Genomic DNA, 16,061 nt, shown 5'->3' with positions numbered 1-16,061 from the left:
AGCCAGATGGTTTCCCGACAGCTCCCGCTATCGCGGTTCGGGAATGACGTTCTTTGTCTTTCCTTGGCGTCCTTTGCGTCCTTTGCGGTTCAAATTGCTTTACTGCTCTGTCTTGATCCCCGCCGCTTTCACGATCTTCCCGAACTTCGCCAGATCCCGCTTCAGCCGCTCGTGATACGCCTCGGGCGTGCCGCCGGTGATCTCGGAGCCGTCGTTCTTCATCGCGGTCTGCACTTCCGGAAGCTGCAGCACCGCGTTGAGCTCCTTGTTCAGCCGCTCGGTCGCCGCGCGAGGCGTCTTCGGCGGGGCGCCGATGCCGGTCCAGGTCGAGTTCTCGTAACCGGTCAGCCCCGACTCGGCGATCGTCGGCAGCTCGGGGAGGATCGACATGCGCTTCGCACCCGTCGTCGCGAGCGCGCGGACCTTTCCGCTCTTGACGTGCGGCACGCTCGGCACCGCGCTGTTGAAGAGGATCTGGATGTGCCCGCCGATCAGGTCCGCCGTCGACGGCCCCGAGCCCTTGTACGGCACGTGAGACATCTTCACCTGCGCCATCTGCGAGAAGAGCTCGCCCGACATGTGACCGAAGCCGCCGATGCCTGCAGAGCCGAAAGTGAGCTCGCCCGGGCGGCGCTTCGCCAGCGCGATCAGCTCTTTCACCGAATGCACCGGCAGCGACGGATGCACGATCAGCACGCCGGGCGTCGTGGCGACGTGGATGATGGGCGCGAAGTCGAGCACGTCGTAGGAGAGCTTGTAGAGATACGGGTTGATCACCCACGTGCCGACCGTCGCGAGCACGATGCTGTAACCGTCGGCCGGCGAGCGCGCGGTGAGCTCCATGCCGATGCTGCCGTTGGCGCCGCCGCGGTTGTCGATGATGACCTGTTGGCCGAGCTTCGGCCCCAGCTTCTCGAACAGCAGCCGCGCCTGGATGTCGGCGGTGCCGCCCGGCGGGAACGGCACGATGCAACGAATAGGTTTCGCGGGGTATGTCTGTGCGGCGGCTCCGACGCTCAGGATTGCGAACGCCACGGCCGTTGTTGCTTGTGCGGTTCTCAACGGGCTCCTCCGAACATATCGTTGTCGGTTATTCTGTTGCGATGCCGCTGACCATCATAACGAGAATCGGCTGTGCCGCGTTGCTCGCCGCGCTCGGAACGCAGGCCGACCCTGCCGCGGCCCAGGCGTATCCGGCGAAACCGATTCGGCTCATCGTCGGCGCGGCGCCGGGGGGCAACCTCGACACCGTAGGACGCGCCGTCGCTCAGAACCTCGGCGAGGCATTCGGACAGCGCGCGCTCGTCGAAAACCGGCCCGGCGCGAACGCCTCGATCAGCGCGCAATACGTCGCGCGCTCCGCACCCGACGGCTATACGCTCCTCATGATGGCGAGCACGTTCACCAACGCGCCGAGCCTGATGCGCAACATCCCGTACGACGCCGCGCGCGACTTCACGGGCGTGAGCCTCGTCGCGACGATCCCGCAGGTGCTGGTCGTGCATCCGTCGCTGCCGGTGAAAAACGTGCGCGACCTGATCGCGTTCGCGAAATCGCAGTCGGGCCGCCTCAATTACGCGTCGTCGAGCCTGGGCTCGGGCTCGTTCATGGCGATGGAGCTGTTCAAGCGGCAGGCCGGCGTCAACCTCGTGCGCATCGGCTACAACGGCGACGCGCCGGCGCTGGTGGACCTCGTCGGCGGGCACGTGCCGGTCAAGTTCGACAACTTCACGACCGCGATACCGCTCATCAAGTCGGGACGGCTGCGTCCGCTCGGCGTGACTACGCCCGGGCGCTCCACCCTGCTGCCCGATGTTCCTCCCGTGAGCGACACGCTGCCGGGATTCGAGGCGAGCATCTTCAACGGCGTCCTGGCGCCCGCGTCAACGCCGCGCGACGTCGTCACGCGGCTGCACGGCGAGATCGTGAAGCTCGTGCAGATTCCCGAGCTGCGCAACCAGTTCCTGCAGCAGGGCGTCGAGCTCCACTCGAGCCCGACCCCCGAGCACTTCACCGCGTTCATCAAGAGCGAAGTCGCGCGCGCCGCGAAGATCGTCAAGGACGCGGGCATCAAGCCCGAATAAACGCGCGGATCTCCTCGACGCAAGCGTCAGGCGCGAGCAGGTTCACGCCGTGGCCGCGGTGTAATCCGCGAGGTCGTCATGAATGCCAGATCGCCGACGCGCGCGGTGCGGCAGGGTTGAGCCATATCGTGGATTTCCGCTGTGGAAAAAGGCTGCAGACTCCGGCGGGTCGAGGTTAACATGCGTCACAAAACGTTTCGGGGGAAGACCATGCAACGCGCTCTGTTCTCACCGCTCGCGATCCGCGAGCTCACGCTGCGTAACCGCATCGTGGTCTCGCCGATGCTGACCTATTGCGCGGACGGCGGACACGTCAACGATTTCCACCTGTCGCACCTCGGCAAGTTCGCGGCGGGCGGTGCGGGGCTCGTGTTCATGGAGTCGACCAAGATCGATCCGGCCGGCTGCTCGACGCCGCGCGATCTCGGTTTGTGGAAAGACGAGTTCGTCGCGCCGATGAAGCGCATCACCTCGCTGGTGAAGCGCAACGGCGCGGTGGTCGGCATCCAGCTCGGCCATTCCGGCCGCAAGGCGCGGCGCTCGGTGCCGTGGGAAGGCCGCGTGCCGATGGCAAACCATCCCGGCGTCGATCACGGCGAACCATGGGAGCTGATCGGCCCGAGCGCGGTCGCGCACGATCCGAAGTATTCGGTGCCGCGCGAGATGAGCCGCGACGACATCCGCAAAGCCGCAGACCAGTGGGGCGAAGCGGTACGGCGCGCCGACGAAGCGGGCTTCGACATCGTCGAGATCCACGGCGCGCACGGCTATCTCATACACCAGTTTCTCTCTTCGACTGCAAACAAGCGCACCGACGAATACGGCGGCTCGCTGGAAAACCGCATGCGCTTCGCGTGCGAAGTCGTGCGCCGCGTGCGCCAGAGCTGGCCTCGAGAGAAACCGCTGTTCTTCCGCGTCTCCGCGGTCGATGAAACCGGCTGGACGATCGACGACAGCGTCGAGCTTGCGAAAGCCCTCAAGAAAGCCGGCGTCGACGTGATCGACTGCAGCTCGGGCGGTATGGGTGAAGGCGCGACCGCGAGCGAGCAGGCGCCGGGTTACGGTTATCAGGTGCCCTACGCCCGCGACATCCGCGCAGGCGCCGACATCATGACGATGGCCGTCGGCATGATCGTGCACTCCGATCACGCCGAAGAGATCGTGCAGACCGGCAGTGCGGATTTGGTCGCCCTGGGCCGCGAGTTCCTGCACAACCCGAACTGGCCGATCGACGCGGCGCAGAAGCTCCAGGCCGAAGCGCCGTTCAGCGGGATACCGCCGGCTTACGCGTATTTCCTCGAGAAGCGCTCCAAGCTCGACTTCGGTGTGCCGTCGACCTTTCAGCGCGGCATGAACGCGCGCGACTAAACTCAAAATGGATTCCCGCCCCCGACTAAAGCATTCGAGGGCAGGCTCTTCGCGGGAATGACGAAGTAGCCGTCATTCCCGAACCGCGATAGCGGGACTGTCGGGAATCCATTTTTTAAACTACAGGCTCATCCATGACCCGACTCGTATTCATCCACGGACCCGGCGCCGGCGCGTGCGCGGACGCCTATTACTACCAACGCAAGCATTTCCCTGGATGCGTCGCGCCCGACCTTCCCGGCCATCTCGAAGGCACGCGCTGCGCCGACGTCAAAGGCTATACCGAGTGGGTGCGCGGCTGGCTGTGGGCGCAGGGCATGAAGAAGGACCTCGTGCTCGTCGGCTATACGCTCGGCGCATCGATCGGCCTGCAGTACGGCCTCGACTATCCCGAGGAAGTGAAAGGCCTGGTGCTGATGACGGTCGCGGCCAAGCCGAAGACGCGCAAGCCCGACACCTACGAGATGCGGCTGCGTGCCGCGAAGGACCCGAAGTCGTACGAGGAAGAATGGATCCCGTTCCAAAAGAAAGCGATGCGCTACGTCGAGCCGGAGCTGAAGGAGCGCCTGATCGAGCGCCATCGCCAGGTCGGGCCGATGTCGCAATACCACGACCTCATGGCCATCGACACCTTCGACGTCTCCGACCGCCTCGCGACATTGAAGCCCAAGCTCCTGCTGATCCGCGGCCTCGGCGATCCCGGCCAGCCGCCCGAGTACGAGAAAGACATGCACGAGACGGTCAAAGGCTCGCGCTACGTGAAGCTCGACGACGCGGGCCACTTCCCGTGCACCGAGGCGCCGGAGAAGGTGAATAAGCTGATCGAGGAGTTTGTCGCGACGTTGTGATTGCGTGCGTCACGGGATTGCTTCGTCGCTGCCGCTCCTCGCAATGACAACCAACGGGTCATCGCGAGCCGGCGAAGCCGGCGTGGCGATCTCGTGGCCGCGCGGCAAGGACTACGAATACGAAGGCGAGCTCTCCCAGTTCGCGAAGAGCTTCCGCTACGGCACGCGCGGCACCGGCGGCATGACGCACGACGATCCGGACGATCGTCCGAAGGATCGCTTCGGCGGCCGCGTCACGCTGCACGCGGGCGGCGCGCGTGTATCCTATCTGTTGCTGCCGGTCATTCCCGAGAATATAAAATGAAAGGAAAGCGGAAGAATGAAGAAGGGGTCGCGGCTGACGCTCGTCAGCGGTCTTGCACTGTGCATCGGTAACACCTCCGCCCAAACCATCGAACGCGTCAAACCCGGCGACGCCACGCTCGACTGCCCGGGCATCCAGCAGGAAGCCAAGCCGCTCGACGGCATCATCGCCGCCGGCGATCCCGACAACGGCGCAGTGACGCGCGCCGCCGCGGGCGCAGGCGCGGGCGTCGCAGGACAGGTCGGCGGCTCGCTCATCGGCAGCCTCTTCGGTCCGCTCGGCTCGGTGATCGGCGGCGCCGCCGGCAACGCGACGGCGCGCACCGCGACCGAGCAGAAGATGGCGCCCGACGCCGCCGCGAAGCAGCGCGGGGCGGAAGCCGCGTCGCGCAAGGATTTCCTGACGAAGCTCGGCGCGGCCAAAGGCTGCAAGGCGGACGATCCGGGCGTCGCAGGCAGGACGCTGACCGCCGAAGAGTTCGACCGGATCGCGGGCGCACCCGCACCCGGCGGGCTGACCAAGGTCACGCCGTTCAGCGTAGCGAGCGTGACGCCGGCGCTGGCGGAAGCGGTCTCGCCCGGCGCGACGAGCGGGCTGTTCGACGGCAAGCTCGACCTCAAGGGCAAGCGCTTCTACATCGCCGAGTTCCGCGTGCTCTACGACATCGGCGGCGAAGTGACCGCGAGCACGCGCGCGGGCTATCTCCCCGGACGCGACTACGGCGCGACGCGCATGCGCGTGACTTACAACGTGCCGAACGTCGACATCGCGGCATTCCAGGCGATCACCGACAAGGTGTACTCCGACTTCACCGCGCGCCTGCAAAGCGCGGGCGTCAAGCTCGAAGACGCCGAAGCCTTCGTCAAAGACAACGGCTTCGTGTACGAAGCGACCGAGGCGCCGAGCCGCCCCGGCACGCCGGTGCTGCTCGAGAAGAACGGCCGCAAGTACCTCGTCACCGCGCCCGCGGGCATGAAGGTGATCTCGCGCGGCTTCGCCGGCATGGGCACGGGCAACATGACCAAGCGCATGGATTACGTGAAGGGCAACCTCGAAGCGCTGTCGATCAGCGTCGCGGTCAATGTCGCGGCGCTCGAATCGTCCGGCAACAACCGCTCGTCGATCACCGCGCGCGGCTCGAGCGCCGACGCGAAGGAAGGGATGTCGATCACGCAGGCGCCGGACGGCTTCTTCGTCCACACCCACGCCAACGGCTCGGCGATCCGCATGATCAAGGCGCTGCCGCTGGACGGCCACTACGCGAGCTTCCGCGATACCGGCGGCTACGATTCGAGCAAGGACGCGGTCGCCCGCACCGCCGGGATCATCAGCAACATGGGCGGTCTCGCGGCCAACCAGAGCAAACGCGTCGAGATGGAAGTCGACCTCGACGGACCGGCGACGACGCGCCTCGCGATGCGCGGGCTGGTGACGATCAACCAGGGAATCGTGGACCAGATCAAGGCCGGCATGTAGCGCGTTTCACCGGCATTGCCCGCCCGGGCCGTGCGGCGCATGATCTGTCCACGGTATCCAGTCCGAAGGAGGGGAGCATGACGCGCGCAGCAGAGATCCGCGGGAAGCTGAGCCATCCGGTGATCGACGGCGACGGCCACTGGATGGAGCCGATCCCGGTCTTCCTCGATCACCTCGCCGAAAGCGGCGGCGGCAAGGCGGTCGACGAGATCCGCAAGCAGTGGCGCCGCAACGACGCGTGGTACCGCTCCACGCCCGAGGAGCGGCAGTCGAACCGCATGCGCCGCTTCATCTGGTGGGGCGTCACCGCCAATACCTTCGACAAGGCGACCGCGCTCCTTCCCGCCTTGTTGAACGAGCGCCTGCCCGAGCTCGGCATCGATTTCGCGGTGATGTACCCGAGCTTCGGCCTCACGCTCAACACGATCAACGACGACGAGCTCTCGCGCGCCGCGTGCCGTGCCTACAACACGATGACCGCCGAGATGTTCGCGCCGTACAAGGATCGCTTCGCGCCGGTCGCGATCCTGCCGGTGCGCACGCCGCAGGCCGCGATCGACGAGCTCGAGTACGCCGTCGGCACGCTCGGCCTCAAGGGGGTCATGCTGCGCGGTAACGTCGAGCGCCCGATCCCCGGCATGGCCGAAGGCATCGATCCCGCAAAAGCGCCGTGGTACGTCGACACCATCGGCCTCGACAGCCCGCTCGACTACGACCCGTTCTGGAAGCGCTGCGTCGAGCTCGGCGTGGCGGTGACCCAGCACTCGGGCAGCACGCGCTGGTCCGATCGCGGCTCCATCAGCAACTTCACCTACAACCATGTCGGGCATTTCGCGCAGTCCAACCACGCCTTCTGCAAGAGCGTGTTCCTGGGCGGTGTGGTGAACCGCCATCCGAATCTCAACTTCGGCTTCATGGAAGGCGGCGTGTCGTGGGCCGCCCAGATGGTGTGCGACGTGATCGAGCACTGGGAGAAACGCCAGCGCGCCGAGCTCCAGTATCCGCATAAGACCGATCTCTCGGAGCTGCGCCGCTACATCGACCGCTACGGCGACGACAAGCTCAGGGCGCGCGCCGAAGCGATCATGGGCAACCTCGACGCCTTCAGGCCCGAGTGCACGGTCGAAGAGCTGTCCAGGCCCGAGCACGTCGTCGACGATTTCGACGCGTCGGGGGTCAAGTCCAAGGCCGACATCCGCAAGGTCTTCTCCGAGAACTTCTACTTCGGCTGCGAGGCCGACGACCGCGCGACGGTGTTCGCGTTCGATCCGCGCATGGGCGTGCGCCTGCGGCCGGTGTTCAGCTCGGACTTCACGCACTTCGACGTGCCCGATTTCGAGGACGTCATCCCTGAGGTCTACGAGAACATCGAGCGCGGCTTCATGACCGAGGAAGACTTCCGCGAGTTCACGTTCCTCAACGCGGCGCGGCTGCACTCGCGCAACAACCCCGACTTCTTCAAGGACACGGTGGTCGCGCGCGAAGTGGCCGAAGCGCTGTCGCCGAAGGTGATGAGCGTCAAGCCGGTCGAGACCGCGCGGGCGTAGCGGGGAAATCGGGGTCTGTCCCCGATTTCCCGACGGGAGCGCAACATGGCGAGCGTGAAGATCACCGCGACGAAGAACGGGCCTTACAAGGTCGAGGGCGAGATCGATCTCTTCTACGAGAGCCGGCGCATGCCGGTGAAATCGCCGGTGTTCCTGTGCCGGTGCGGGGCGTCGAGCACCAAGCCGTTCTGCGACGGCACCCATTCGGAGATCGGCTTCACCGCCGCCGCGGCGGTCGTGCCCGACAGCCGGGAATAAAAAACTCCGACCTCGTCGTGTCCGATGTCGATTCGCGCTCCCGCGGATCGACTAAGGGCATGACGACACGACCGTTCGGCCCCGCCCCGCATCGAAGCGCTCCCCCGTTGCTGCGCTGGTGCCTCTATGGCCTGGCGCTCCTCGCGCCGGGGTCGCTCGCGATCGCCGCCGCCATCTGGCTCTTCCGACTGATCCGACAGGAGACGACGAAATGCGATTCATGATCCTGGTCAAGGCGACCGCCGACACCGAGGCCGGCATCCTGCCGACCACCGACGACCTGATGGCCGAGATGGCCGCGTACCACGAAGAGCTCCGGAGAGCGGGAATGCTCATCGACGGCTCGGGCCTCAAGCCGACCGCGAAAGGCTGGCGCATCACCTACGACGGCAGGAAGCGTTCGGTGAGCGACGGCCCGTTCGCCGAGACCAAGGAGCTCGTCGCCGGCTACACCCTCATCCGCGCGAAATCGCGCGAGGAAGCGCTGGAGTGGACGAAGCGCTTCCCCAATCCGTCGCTCGACGGCGGCGCGGCGCAGATCGAGGTGCGGGAGCTTTACGAGCTCGAAGACTTCGTCGCGGGGGAAGCGGTCGAGCGCTTCCGCGAGATGGGGATGGGCGGAGAGTAAAAAAGCTTTAACACGGAGGACACGGAGGTTCACGGAGGACACGGAGGAAAGCTATATCGATCGCAACTCTTCCGAGCTCGATGCCTGGCACCCATATGTTTTCCTCCGTGCCCTCCGTGCCATCCTCCGTGTCCTCCGTGTTTCCGCTGTTGACCTTTACGGCCGGTGGATCACCGGCAACTCGCGGCTGAACGTTTTGCGCCCGCGCTTGAACCCGACCAGCGGCTGCGCGACGTTCGCGATCACTTCCGCCGGTGATTGCGCGTTCCACACCACGAGATCGGCGGGATTACCCACCGCTATGCCGTAGTCCTGCTTGCGCAGGATCCGCGCCGGCCGCTCGGTGATCATCGCGAAGCACTCCGACAGGTCCTTCTGCGTCCCGCGCTGGATCACGTTGGCGTACAGGTTGGCGATGCGCACCAGCGAGCAATCGCCGTAGGGCGTGAAGGGATTGAGCACGTTGTTGGTGGCGATCGAGCAGTTGACCCCGTGGGCGATGAGCGCGTTGGCGTCGGCCAGGCCGCGCATCACGCTGTGCTCCTGATGGCGCCCGCTGGTGAAGAGATCGGTCGCGGGCAGCACCGACACCGCCACACTCGCGCCGGCCAGCCGCTTGCCGACCTTGGCGAGGTCCTCGTCGCCGAGCACCGAGTACTTGTTGCCGTGGCCGATCGCGACGCGGCCGTTCCAGCCGTTGCGGTCCGCGAGATCGCAGATCTGCCACGCCATCATGTCGTGCGTGGTGTAGCCGCCGTCGCCGTGGATGTCCACGTCGACGTCGAAATCCCTGGCGAGCGCGAAGATGCGCTCGATCTGCGCCGGACCGTCGGTGTCGTAGCGCGGCGCGCCGCCGACGACGGTGGCGCCGCTCTTCAGCGCCTGCACCACATTCGATTCGGCGCCGGGCACGTTGGTCCAGCCTTCCTGGAGGAACGCGCAGAGCTCGAGGTCGAGTGCCCACGCGTAGTCTTTCGCGAGCTGCTTCAGCGCTTCCAGGCCTTTGAGCGAGATCGGCGCGTCGACCTCGATGTGGGTGCGCATGTGCATGACGCCGTTCATCACGCAGTGCTCGAGGGTCTCCTTCGAGCGCGCATAGATGTCCTCGACCGTGAACGAGTCCTTCACACCCGACACGCGCTTCATGTGATCGGTCGCACGCTTGTCTTCCAGCGGCGCGACGCGGTCGAGGATGCGCGACTTGTCGAGGTGGAAGTGACTTTCGACCAGGCCCGGCGAGACGAAACGCCCGCCGGCGTCGACGCGCTCGGCGCCGCCTTCGATGCGCGGCTCTATGCCGGCGATACGGCCGTCGGCGACGGCGATGTCCACGGTGGCGCCGCCCTGCGCAAGCCGCGCGTTCGACACGATCAGACTGTAGGCCATCCTCGCACCCCGCTGTTTCGTCGATGCTGACAGTTTACGGTACAGCCGTTGCTGCAGGCCCGCGACGACAGGAGACTCGCGTGGCCCGGAACGATCGCAAAAAGGCGGAACCGAAGGCGGGAGAGGTCAAGCCCGCGACCGAGGCCGACGAGCGCCTGGAGGCCGAGCACCGCAGCTCGCCCTCGGGGACCATCGTCTACAAGGCCATCCTCAAGGAAGGCGAGGAAGAGCTCGAGCGCACCTCGTCGGCGCTGTTCTGGTCGGGTGTGGCCGCCGGGCTCGCCATGGGTTTCTCGATGTTCGCCCAGGCCTTCATGATCGCGCACCTGCCCGATGCCGACTGGCGGCCGCTCGTCTCCGCGATCGGCTACTCGACCGGCTACCTCATCGTCATCCTCGGCCGCCAGCAGCTCTTCACCGAGAACACGCTGACGCCGGTCCTGCCATTGCTCCAGCGCAAGCCCAACGCGACGATCCTCAACGTCCTGCGGCTGTGGGCGATCGTGCTCGCGGCGAACCTCATCGGCGCGGTGCTCATCTCGCTCGTGGCGGCGCACACCAGCGCTTTCAATGCCGAGGTCAAGGACGCGATCGCCGACATCGGCGAGAGGGCGATGTCGCTCGACTACGGCACGATCGTGCTCCGCGGCGTGTTCGCGGGCTGGCTGATCGCGCTCATCGTGTGGCTGCTGCCGTTCGCGGAATCGGCGCGGCTGTGGGTGATCGTCATCATCACCTACCTCGTCGGCATCGGCGAGTTCACCCATTGCATCGCCGGCTCCATCGACGTCTACACCTACGCCGCGATGGGCCACACGTCGTGGTGGGCGGCGTTCGCGTACTACACCGTGCCGGCGTTCATCGGCAACGTCATCGGCGGCCTCGCGCTGGTCACCGCGCTCAACCACGGGCAGGTGACCGCAGGGAAGGAGAACGTGGGCTGACAAGCCGTTCGCGCCGTATCACAATGCCCTCACGCTCGCACGAACGGAGGGCATCATGCGCGTCCTGTTCGCCACCCTGTTGCTGGCTGCCGGCGCGGCATCCGCCGCCGACGACGATCTCCGCAAGACGGCCGCCGGGCTGTTCGGACGCCTCGAAGCGCCCGCCGCGGTGCTGACGCCCGAAGCCGCCCTCGGACGCGCGCTGTTCTGGGATACGCGGGTCTCGCGAGACGGCAAGACCGCGTGCGCGAGCTGTCATGCGGCTGCGACGTGGGGCGCGGACACCCGTGTCTTCCCGATCGACGCGCGCGGCAAACCCACCGCGCGGCGCTCCCCGAGCGTGTTCAACTCGATGTCGGCGGCGAGCCTGCGCTGGGTCGGCGACCGGAAGGACGGCGCGGCGCAGGCCGAAGGCTCGATCACCGGCTCGCTGGGCTTCGATACACGCGACGTCGCGCTGGCCAGGCTCAAGGAGCTCGAATATCTCGCGGCCTTCCGCCGTGCATACCCGAACGATCCCGATCCGCTGACCCTGCAGAACTACGGGCGCTCGCTCGCCGCCTATCAGGCCACACTCGTCACGCCGTCGGCGTTCGATCGCTTTCTCGGCGGGGACGACAACGCGCTCAGCGCCAAGCAGAAGAGCGGGCTGCGCACCTTCGTGGCGACCGGCTGCGGCGGCTGCCACAGCGGCAAGCTCTTCGGCGGGACGAGCCTGCAGCGCTTCGGCATCGTCAAGGAGTACTGGCAGGAGACCGGCTCGAAGACGCCCGATCTCGGGCGCTATCTCGTCACCAAGAAAGACGAGGACCGCTACGTCTTCCGCGTGCCGATCCTGCGCAACATCGCGAAGACCGGGCCGTACTTCCACGACGGCTCGGTCGCCACACTCGAGCGCGCGGTGCGCGTGATGGCCTCGGTGCAGCTCGGGCGCACGCTCGACGATGGCGCAGCCGGCGACATCGTCGCGTTCCTCGAGTCACTCACCGGCGAGGTGCCGAAGCACTACGCGCCACCGGAGTGACTCGGCTCGACGACGAGCTTCGCGCCGCAGCGGCGGCAGAACGCCGCGTCCGGCTCGTGAGTGGTCACGCCGCACGACGGGCATACCAGCGTGCGCGTGCGGCCTAGGCTCTGCAGGGTCATCTCCGCCGTGACGATGCCGGTCGGCACGGCGAGGATGCCCCAGCCGATCAGCATCACCAGGCCGGCCAGCGCGCGGCCGAGCTCGGTGCGCGGCACGATGTCGCCGTAGCCGACGGTGGTGATCGTCGACAGCGCCCAGTAGATCGCCTTGGGAATGCTGGTGAAGCCGTTGCCGGGACCTTCGATCACGTACATGAGCGTCGCCACGACGAGCACGACCATCACCACGACCGACAGGAACACCAGGATCTTGCGCATGCTGTTCGCCATGGCGCGCCCGAGCAGCCGCACCTCGGCGAGATAGCGCGTGAGCTTGAAGATGCGGAAGACCCGCACCAGCCGCAGGATCCGCACGTCCAGCAGCACCTGCGCCTCGGGGAAGAAGATCGCGAGGTAGGTCGGCAGCACCGCGGCGAGGTCGACGAGACCGAAGAAGCTCCTCGCGTAGCGCAGCGGGCGCTCGATGCACGCCAGCCGCGCGAGGTACTCGATCGTGAAGAGCACCGTGAAGAACCACTCGATGCCGTCGAGCGCGCCGCCGTGGCGCGAAGCGACCGATTCCAGGCTGTCGGCGATCACCGCGACGACGCTCGCGAGGATCGCGACGATGACGATCGCGTCGAACAGCCGTCCGGCCGGCGTGTCCGATTCGAAGACGATCCGGAAAAGCTTGAGGCGCCATCCGCCGCGCGGCTTGCCGAAGTGCGCGGCGTCGGATTCGGCGTTGTAGTCGTGTGTCGGATGCTCTCGTCTCGCCATGCGTTATCCCCGTCATTCCCGCGAAGCCGGGACCACCTCGTCATTCCCGCGAAGGCGGGCACCCTCGTCATTCCCGCGAAGGCGGACACCTTCGTCATTCCCGCGAAGGCGGGCGCCCTCGTCATTCCCGCGAAGGCGGGAATCCATTTCGATCTTAACGCGTGTAGGATGACCGGCATGATCCGCGTTCTTGCCGCCTTCGCCCTGCTCGCCCTCCCGTCAGCCGCCACGGCCGCCTGCCCCGCGCTGCTCGACGTCGCCCTGCCGACGCTCAGCGAAGACTACGCCTCGCTCTGCCGCTACGAAGGCAAGGTCCTGCTGGTGGTGAACACCGCCAGCCAGTGCGGCTACACGCCGCAATACGAAGGGCTGGAGAAGCTGCACAGGCGCTACAAGGACAAGGGACTGGTGGTGATCGGCTTCCCGTCGAACGACTTCGGCGCGCAGGAGCCCGGCTCGAACAAGGAGATCGCGAATTTCTGCGAGGTGAACTACGGCGTGTCGTTCCCGATGTACGCCAGGAGCGGCGTCGCGAAAGGCCCGGTCAACCCGTTCTACGAACGGCTCGCCAAGGCTTCGGGCGCGCGGCCGAAGTGGAACTTCCACAAGTATCTCGTCGACCGCAGCGGCGCGAAGGTGCTGTCGTACGAGAGCGCGGTCGAGCCGAACGATCCCCGGCTCGTGAAAGAGATCGAACGGCTGCTGGCCGCGCGTTGACAGACCATGTCATTGCGAGGAGCGCAGCGACGACGCAATCCCGGAGCGTCCGGTTGCCGTGCGCCACGGGATCGCGTCGGCGTTCCTTCGGAGCCGCCTCGCGATGACTACGCCGCCTGCGCCTCCAGCGGCTTCACGCCGTATCCCTCGATCACCTTCTGCATCACCTCGTAATACGTCCAGCCGTTGATGCGGGTCTTGCCGAGGAAGATCGTCGGGGTGTTCTCGATGCCGATGCGCCGCGCCTGCTGCACCGCTTCGAGCGCGCGCTCGGCGTAGTGGTGCTCCTCCAGAGCCGTCTTCATCTCGGCGCGGTCGAGACCCACGCGTGCGCCGGCGTCGACCAGCGTATCGATCTCGCCGATGTCGCGCTCTTCGGTCCACATGAGGTCGTAGAGCGCGGTCTTGTACGGAAAATCGAGGCCGTGGTCGTACGCGAACTCGAGCGCTTCGAAGGCGCGGAAGCTGTACTGGCGCTTCTCGGGAATTCGGATGCGGTCGAGGTGATCGGGCGCCATGTCCTTGATCCACGCGCGCAGGCGCTCGGCCCGCTCGGGGCTGCGCTGTCCGGGCTGGCCCTCCGGCGGCGTGTCGGGATGCAGCCAGTGCGGCCGCCACAGCGGCGTCACGCCGTATTCCCGAGCGATGCGATCGATCTGTTCGACCGCGAGGAAGCTGTAGGGGCACACGAAGTCGGCGAAGACGACCACCCGTAAAGGCTCTTGTGCGGTTTGCTGGCTTTCCATTCCGATCTCCCGGTGCGATTTGGCGCTTGTTCAAGTTCGCAATGTGGATCATGATCGTGTCCACAGTGTGATCCGAAAGGAGGCCGCAGCCCCCGCTCATTCCAAGAGCGCAATCATCCGCCGAGCGCTCGTTTCCCTGCAACGGGAAAATTACGAAAGCCCCCGAAGAGGCGACCGCGAATTTCACTTGTCTTCCCCGAGGAGGCCTCATGCATCAAGTGAAACGCAGCACCGGTCGTATCGCTTCCATCCTCGCCCTCGCCGCCGGCGTCCTGCCCGCAGGCGCGTTCGCACAGACCCAGGAGACCTGGCCTGACAGAGCGGTCAGGCTCATCGTGCCGTTCCCGCCGGGCGGCCAGACCGACAACGTCTCGCGTCACCTCGCCGCCCGGATCGCGCCGGTGCTCGGCCAGCAGCTCGTGGTCGACAACCGCGGCGGCGCGGCCGGCACGATCGGCAGCGCCGAAGTCGCGCGAGCGAAACCCGACGGCTACACCCTCCTCATCGCGACGTCGTCCACGCACGCGATCAATCCTTCGGCGATGCCGAACGTGCCCTACGACGCGGTGAAGGACTTCGCGCCGATCGCGGTGCTCGGCACCGGACCGATCTCGCTGTCGGTGCATCCGATCGTCCCCGCGCGCACGCTGCAGCAGCTGATCGTCGCGGCGAAAGCGAAACCGGGCTATTACTCGTACGGGTCTTCGGGCGTGGGCTCGATCAACCATCTGGCGGGCGAGCTCTTCAAGACGCACGCCGGCCGTCTCAAGATCCTGCACGTGCCGTACAAAGGCGCCGGCCCGAGCATGCACGACCTCATCGGGGACAGATCGAGATCGTCTGCTCGACGCTGAGCGCGGCGCTCCCGCACCATCGGCAGGGACGCGTGAGGACGCTCGCGGTGATGAAAGAGCAGCGCTCGGTCGGCGCGCCCGAGATACCGACGACCGCAGAAGCCGGATTGCCCGCCGTCACCGCGTACACCTACAACATCCTGCTCGCGCCCGCCGCCACGCCGCGCCCGGTCGTCGATCAGCTCGCGGGCGCGGTGGGCAAAGTGATGGCGGACCGCGCCTTCTTCGATGCACTGGTGAAGCTCGGGGTCGATCCGATCGCCGATTCGAGCCCGGACAGAGCGGCGGGGATGATCCGCGCCGAGCTCGCGAAGTGGAGCCCGATCATCCAGGCGGTGGGGCTGGCGACTGACTCACCCACGCGCTCTGCGTCTCCGCGCCGCTGATCGTCGTCATTGCGAGGAGCGTAGCGACACGAGCAATCCCGGAGCGTCCGCTGCGTGCGCCACGGGATCGCCACGGCGTTCCGGTCGGAGCCGCCTCGCGATGACCACCGTCGTCATTGCGAGCGTCCTCGCGATGCCTACGGCTGTCATTGCGAGGAGCGCAGCGACGAAGCAATCTCGTGGCGCACGTAAACACCGATCGGCCGGACCGCGTTAATTCCTTCGAGCGCTTCCGCCGGAGGTTCCGCGGTGGACGATCGTGTGTATTGCGTTTACATCCTGAGCAACAGCCGCCGCACGGTGCTGTACACCGGCGTGACTTCGAAACTGAAGCAGCGCGTCTGGCAACACAAGGAAAAGCTCGTGGAGGGATTCACGAAGCAGTACAACATCAGTCGTCTGGTCTATTACGAAACCTGCGTTGAGCCGCTCGGCGCCATCGCGCGCGAGAAGCAGATCAAGGCCGGCTCGCGCAGGAAGAAGCTCGAACTGATCGAGCGCATGAATCCGGACTGGCGCGATCTCTACGACGAGCTGTGATCGTGCGCCACGAGATCGCTTCGTCGGCCTGCGGCCTCCTCGCGATGACGGCCGTGTCGACCTACTCGCG

At 66.3% G+C, this 16,061-nt stretch carries 18 protein-coding genes; 14 read left to right on the top strand and 4 right to left on the bottom strand.

Annotated features, from left to right (window positions below; all coding sequences use genetic code 11):
- Positions 1-99: 99 nt before the first annotated feature.
- Positions 100-1,035, bottom strand: a complete 936-nt coding sequence (locus VHP37_11650; protein ID HEX2826993.1) for a tripartite tricarboxylate transporter substrate binding protein — start codon at positions 1,033-1,035, stop codon at positions 100-102.
- Positions 1,036-1,103: 68 nt separating this feature from the next.
- Here VHP37_11650 and VHP37_11645 point away from each other — a divergent pair, with 68 nt between their 5' ends.
- The 8 genes from VHP37_11645 (at position 1,104) to VHP37_11610 (ending at position 8,513) form a co-directional block, all read left to right on the top strand.
- Entirely contained in the window at positions 1,104-2,084 is a 981-nt protein-coding gene (locus VHP37_11645; GenBank protein ID HEX2826992.1) for a tripartite tricarboxylate transporter substrate binding protein, read from the top strand.
- Positions 2,085-2,294: 210 nt separating this feature from the next.
- Entirely contained in the window at positions 2,295-3,452 is a 1,158-nt protein-coding gene (locus VHP37_11640; GenBank protein HEX2826991.1) for an NADH:flavin oxidoreductase/NADH oxidase, read from the top strand.
- 134 nt (positions 3,453-3,586) lie between these two features.
- Positions 3,587-4,300: an alpha/beta hydrolase gene (locus VHP37_11635; GenBank protein HEX2826990.1), complete on the top strand. Its 714-nt coding sequence runs from the start codon at positions 3,587-3,589 to the stop codon at positions 4,298-4,300.
- 82 nt (positions 4,301-4,382) lie between these two features.
- Positions 4,383-4,604 carry a hypothetical protein gene (locus VHP37_11630; GenBank protein ID HEX2826989.1) on the top strand — a complete coding sequence of 74 codons (222 nt, stop codon included), beginning with the start codon at positions 4,383-4,385 and terminating at the stop codon, positions 4,602-4,604.
- 15 nt (positions 4,605-4,619) lie between these two features.
- Positions 4,620-6,080, top strand: coding sequence for a hypothetical protein (locus VHP37_11625; GenBank protein HEX2826988.1), 1,461 nt, complete (start codon positions 4,620-4,622; stop codon positions 6,078-6,080).
- Between the two features lie 77 nt (positions 6,081-6,157).
- Complete coding sequence (locus tag VHP37_11620; GenBank protein HEX2826987.1) at positions 6,158-7,627, top strand: amidohydrolase family protein; 1,470 nt, start codon at positions 6,158-6,160, stop codon at positions 7,625-7,627.
- 45 nt (positions 7,628-7,672) lie between these two features.
- A complete protein-coding gene (locus tag VHP37_11615) occupies positions 7,673-7,885 on the top strand; it encodes a CDGSH iron-sulfur domain-containing protein (protein HEX2826986.1) in 213 nt (70 codons plus the stop codon).
- Positions 7,886-8,096: 211 nt separating this feature from the next.
- A complete protein-coding gene (locus VHP37_11610) occupies positions 8,097-8,513 on the top strand; it encodes a YciI family protein (GenBank protein HEX2826985.1) in 417 nt (138 codons plus the stop codon).
- Positions 8,514-8,669: 156 nt separating this feature from the next.
- Here VHP37_11610 and VHP37_11605 read toward each other — a convergent pair whose 3' ends face one another.
- Entirely contained in the window at positions 8,670-9,899 is a 1,230-nt protein-coding gene (locus VHP37_11605; protein ID HEX2826984.1) for an amidohydrolase family protein, read from the bottom strand.
- 80 nt (positions 9,900-9,979) lie between these two features.
- Here VHP37_11605 and VHP37_11600 point away from each other — a divergent pair, with 80 nt between their 5' ends.
- Positions 9,980-10,843, top strand: a complete 864-nt coding sequence (locus VHP37_11600) for a formate/nitrite transporter family protein (GenBank protein HEX2826983.1) — start codon at positions 9,980-9,982, stop codon at positions 10,841-10,843.
- A 55-nt stretch (positions 10,844-10,898) separates the two neighbouring features.
- The gene (locus VHP37_11595) at positions 10,899-11,867 is read left to right on the top strand and encodes a cytochrome c peroxidase (GenBank protein HEX2826982.1); all 969 of its coding nucleotides are present in this window, start codon (positions 10,899-10,901) and stop codon (positions 11,865-11,867) included.
- On the opposite strand, the gene VHP37_11590 is transcribed toward VHP37_11595, so the two are convergent.
- Positions 11,849-12,748: an ion transporter gene (locus VHP37_11590; protein ID HEX2826981.1), complete on the bottom strand. Its 900-nt coding sequence runs from the start codon at positions 12,746-12,748 to the stop codon at positions 11,849-11,851. The two genes, VHP37_11595 and VHP37_11590, sit on opposite strands and share 19 nt — an antisense overlap.
- 177 nt (positions 12,749-12,925) lie before the next feature.
- Here VHP37_11590 and VHP37_11585 point away from each other — a divergent pair, with 177 nt between their 5' ends.
- Positions 12,926-13,465: a glutathione peroxidase gene (locus tag VHP37_11585; GenBank protein HEX2826980.1), complete on the top strand. Its 540-nt coding sequence runs from the start codon at positions 12,926-12,928 to the stop codon at positions 13,463-13,465.
- A 107-nt stretch (positions 13,466-13,572) separates the two neighbouring features.
- Here the strand turns inward: VHP37_11585 and VHP37_11580 are convergent, their stop codons facing one another.
- The gene (locus VHP37_11580) at positions 13,573-14,211 is read right to left on the bottom strand and encodes a DsbA family protein (protein HEX2826979.1); all 639 of its coding nucleotides are present in this window, start codon (positions 14,209-14,211) and stop codon (positions 13,573-13,575) included.
- Positions 14,212-14,420: 209 nt separating this feature from the next.
- Here VHP37_11580 and VHP37_11575 point away from each other — a divergent pair, with 209 nt between their 5' ends.
- From VHP37_11575 to VHP37_11565, 3 genes are all read left to right on the top strand, one after another.
- Positions 14,421-15,065, top strand: a complete 645-nt coding sequence (locus tag VHP37_11575; GenBank protein ID HEX2826978.1) for a tripartite tricarboxylate transporter substrate-binding protein — start codon at positions 14,421-14,423, stop codon at positions 15,063-15,065.
- Positions 15,041-15,451 (top strand): tripartite tricarboxylate transporter substrate-binding protein, encoded by a 411-nt coding sequence (locus tag VHP37_11570; protein ID HEX2826977.1) that lies wholly within the window; start codon positions 15,041-15,043, stop codon positions 15,449-15,451. Before VHP37_11575 ends, VHP37_11570 begins: the two co-directional genes overlap by 25 nt.
- A gap of 249 nt (positions 15,452-15,700) precedes the next feature.
- Positions 15,701-15,991, top strand: a complete 291-nt coding sequence (locus tag VHP37_11565; GenBank protein ID HEX2826976.1) for a GIY-YIG nuclease family protein — start codon at positions 15,701-15,703, stop codon at positions 15,989-15,991.
- Positions 15,992-16,061: the final 70 nt, after the last annotated feature.

The sequence above is a fragment of the Burkholderiales bacterium genome (assembly GCA_036262035.1).
Classification (GTDB): domain Bacteria; phylum Pseudomonadota; class Gammaproteobacteria; order Burkholderiales; family SG8-41; genus JAQGMV01.
The sequence above is the reverse complement of the archived record's forward strand: the minus strand, read 5'-3'. Positions and strand labels throughout refer to the sequence as shown.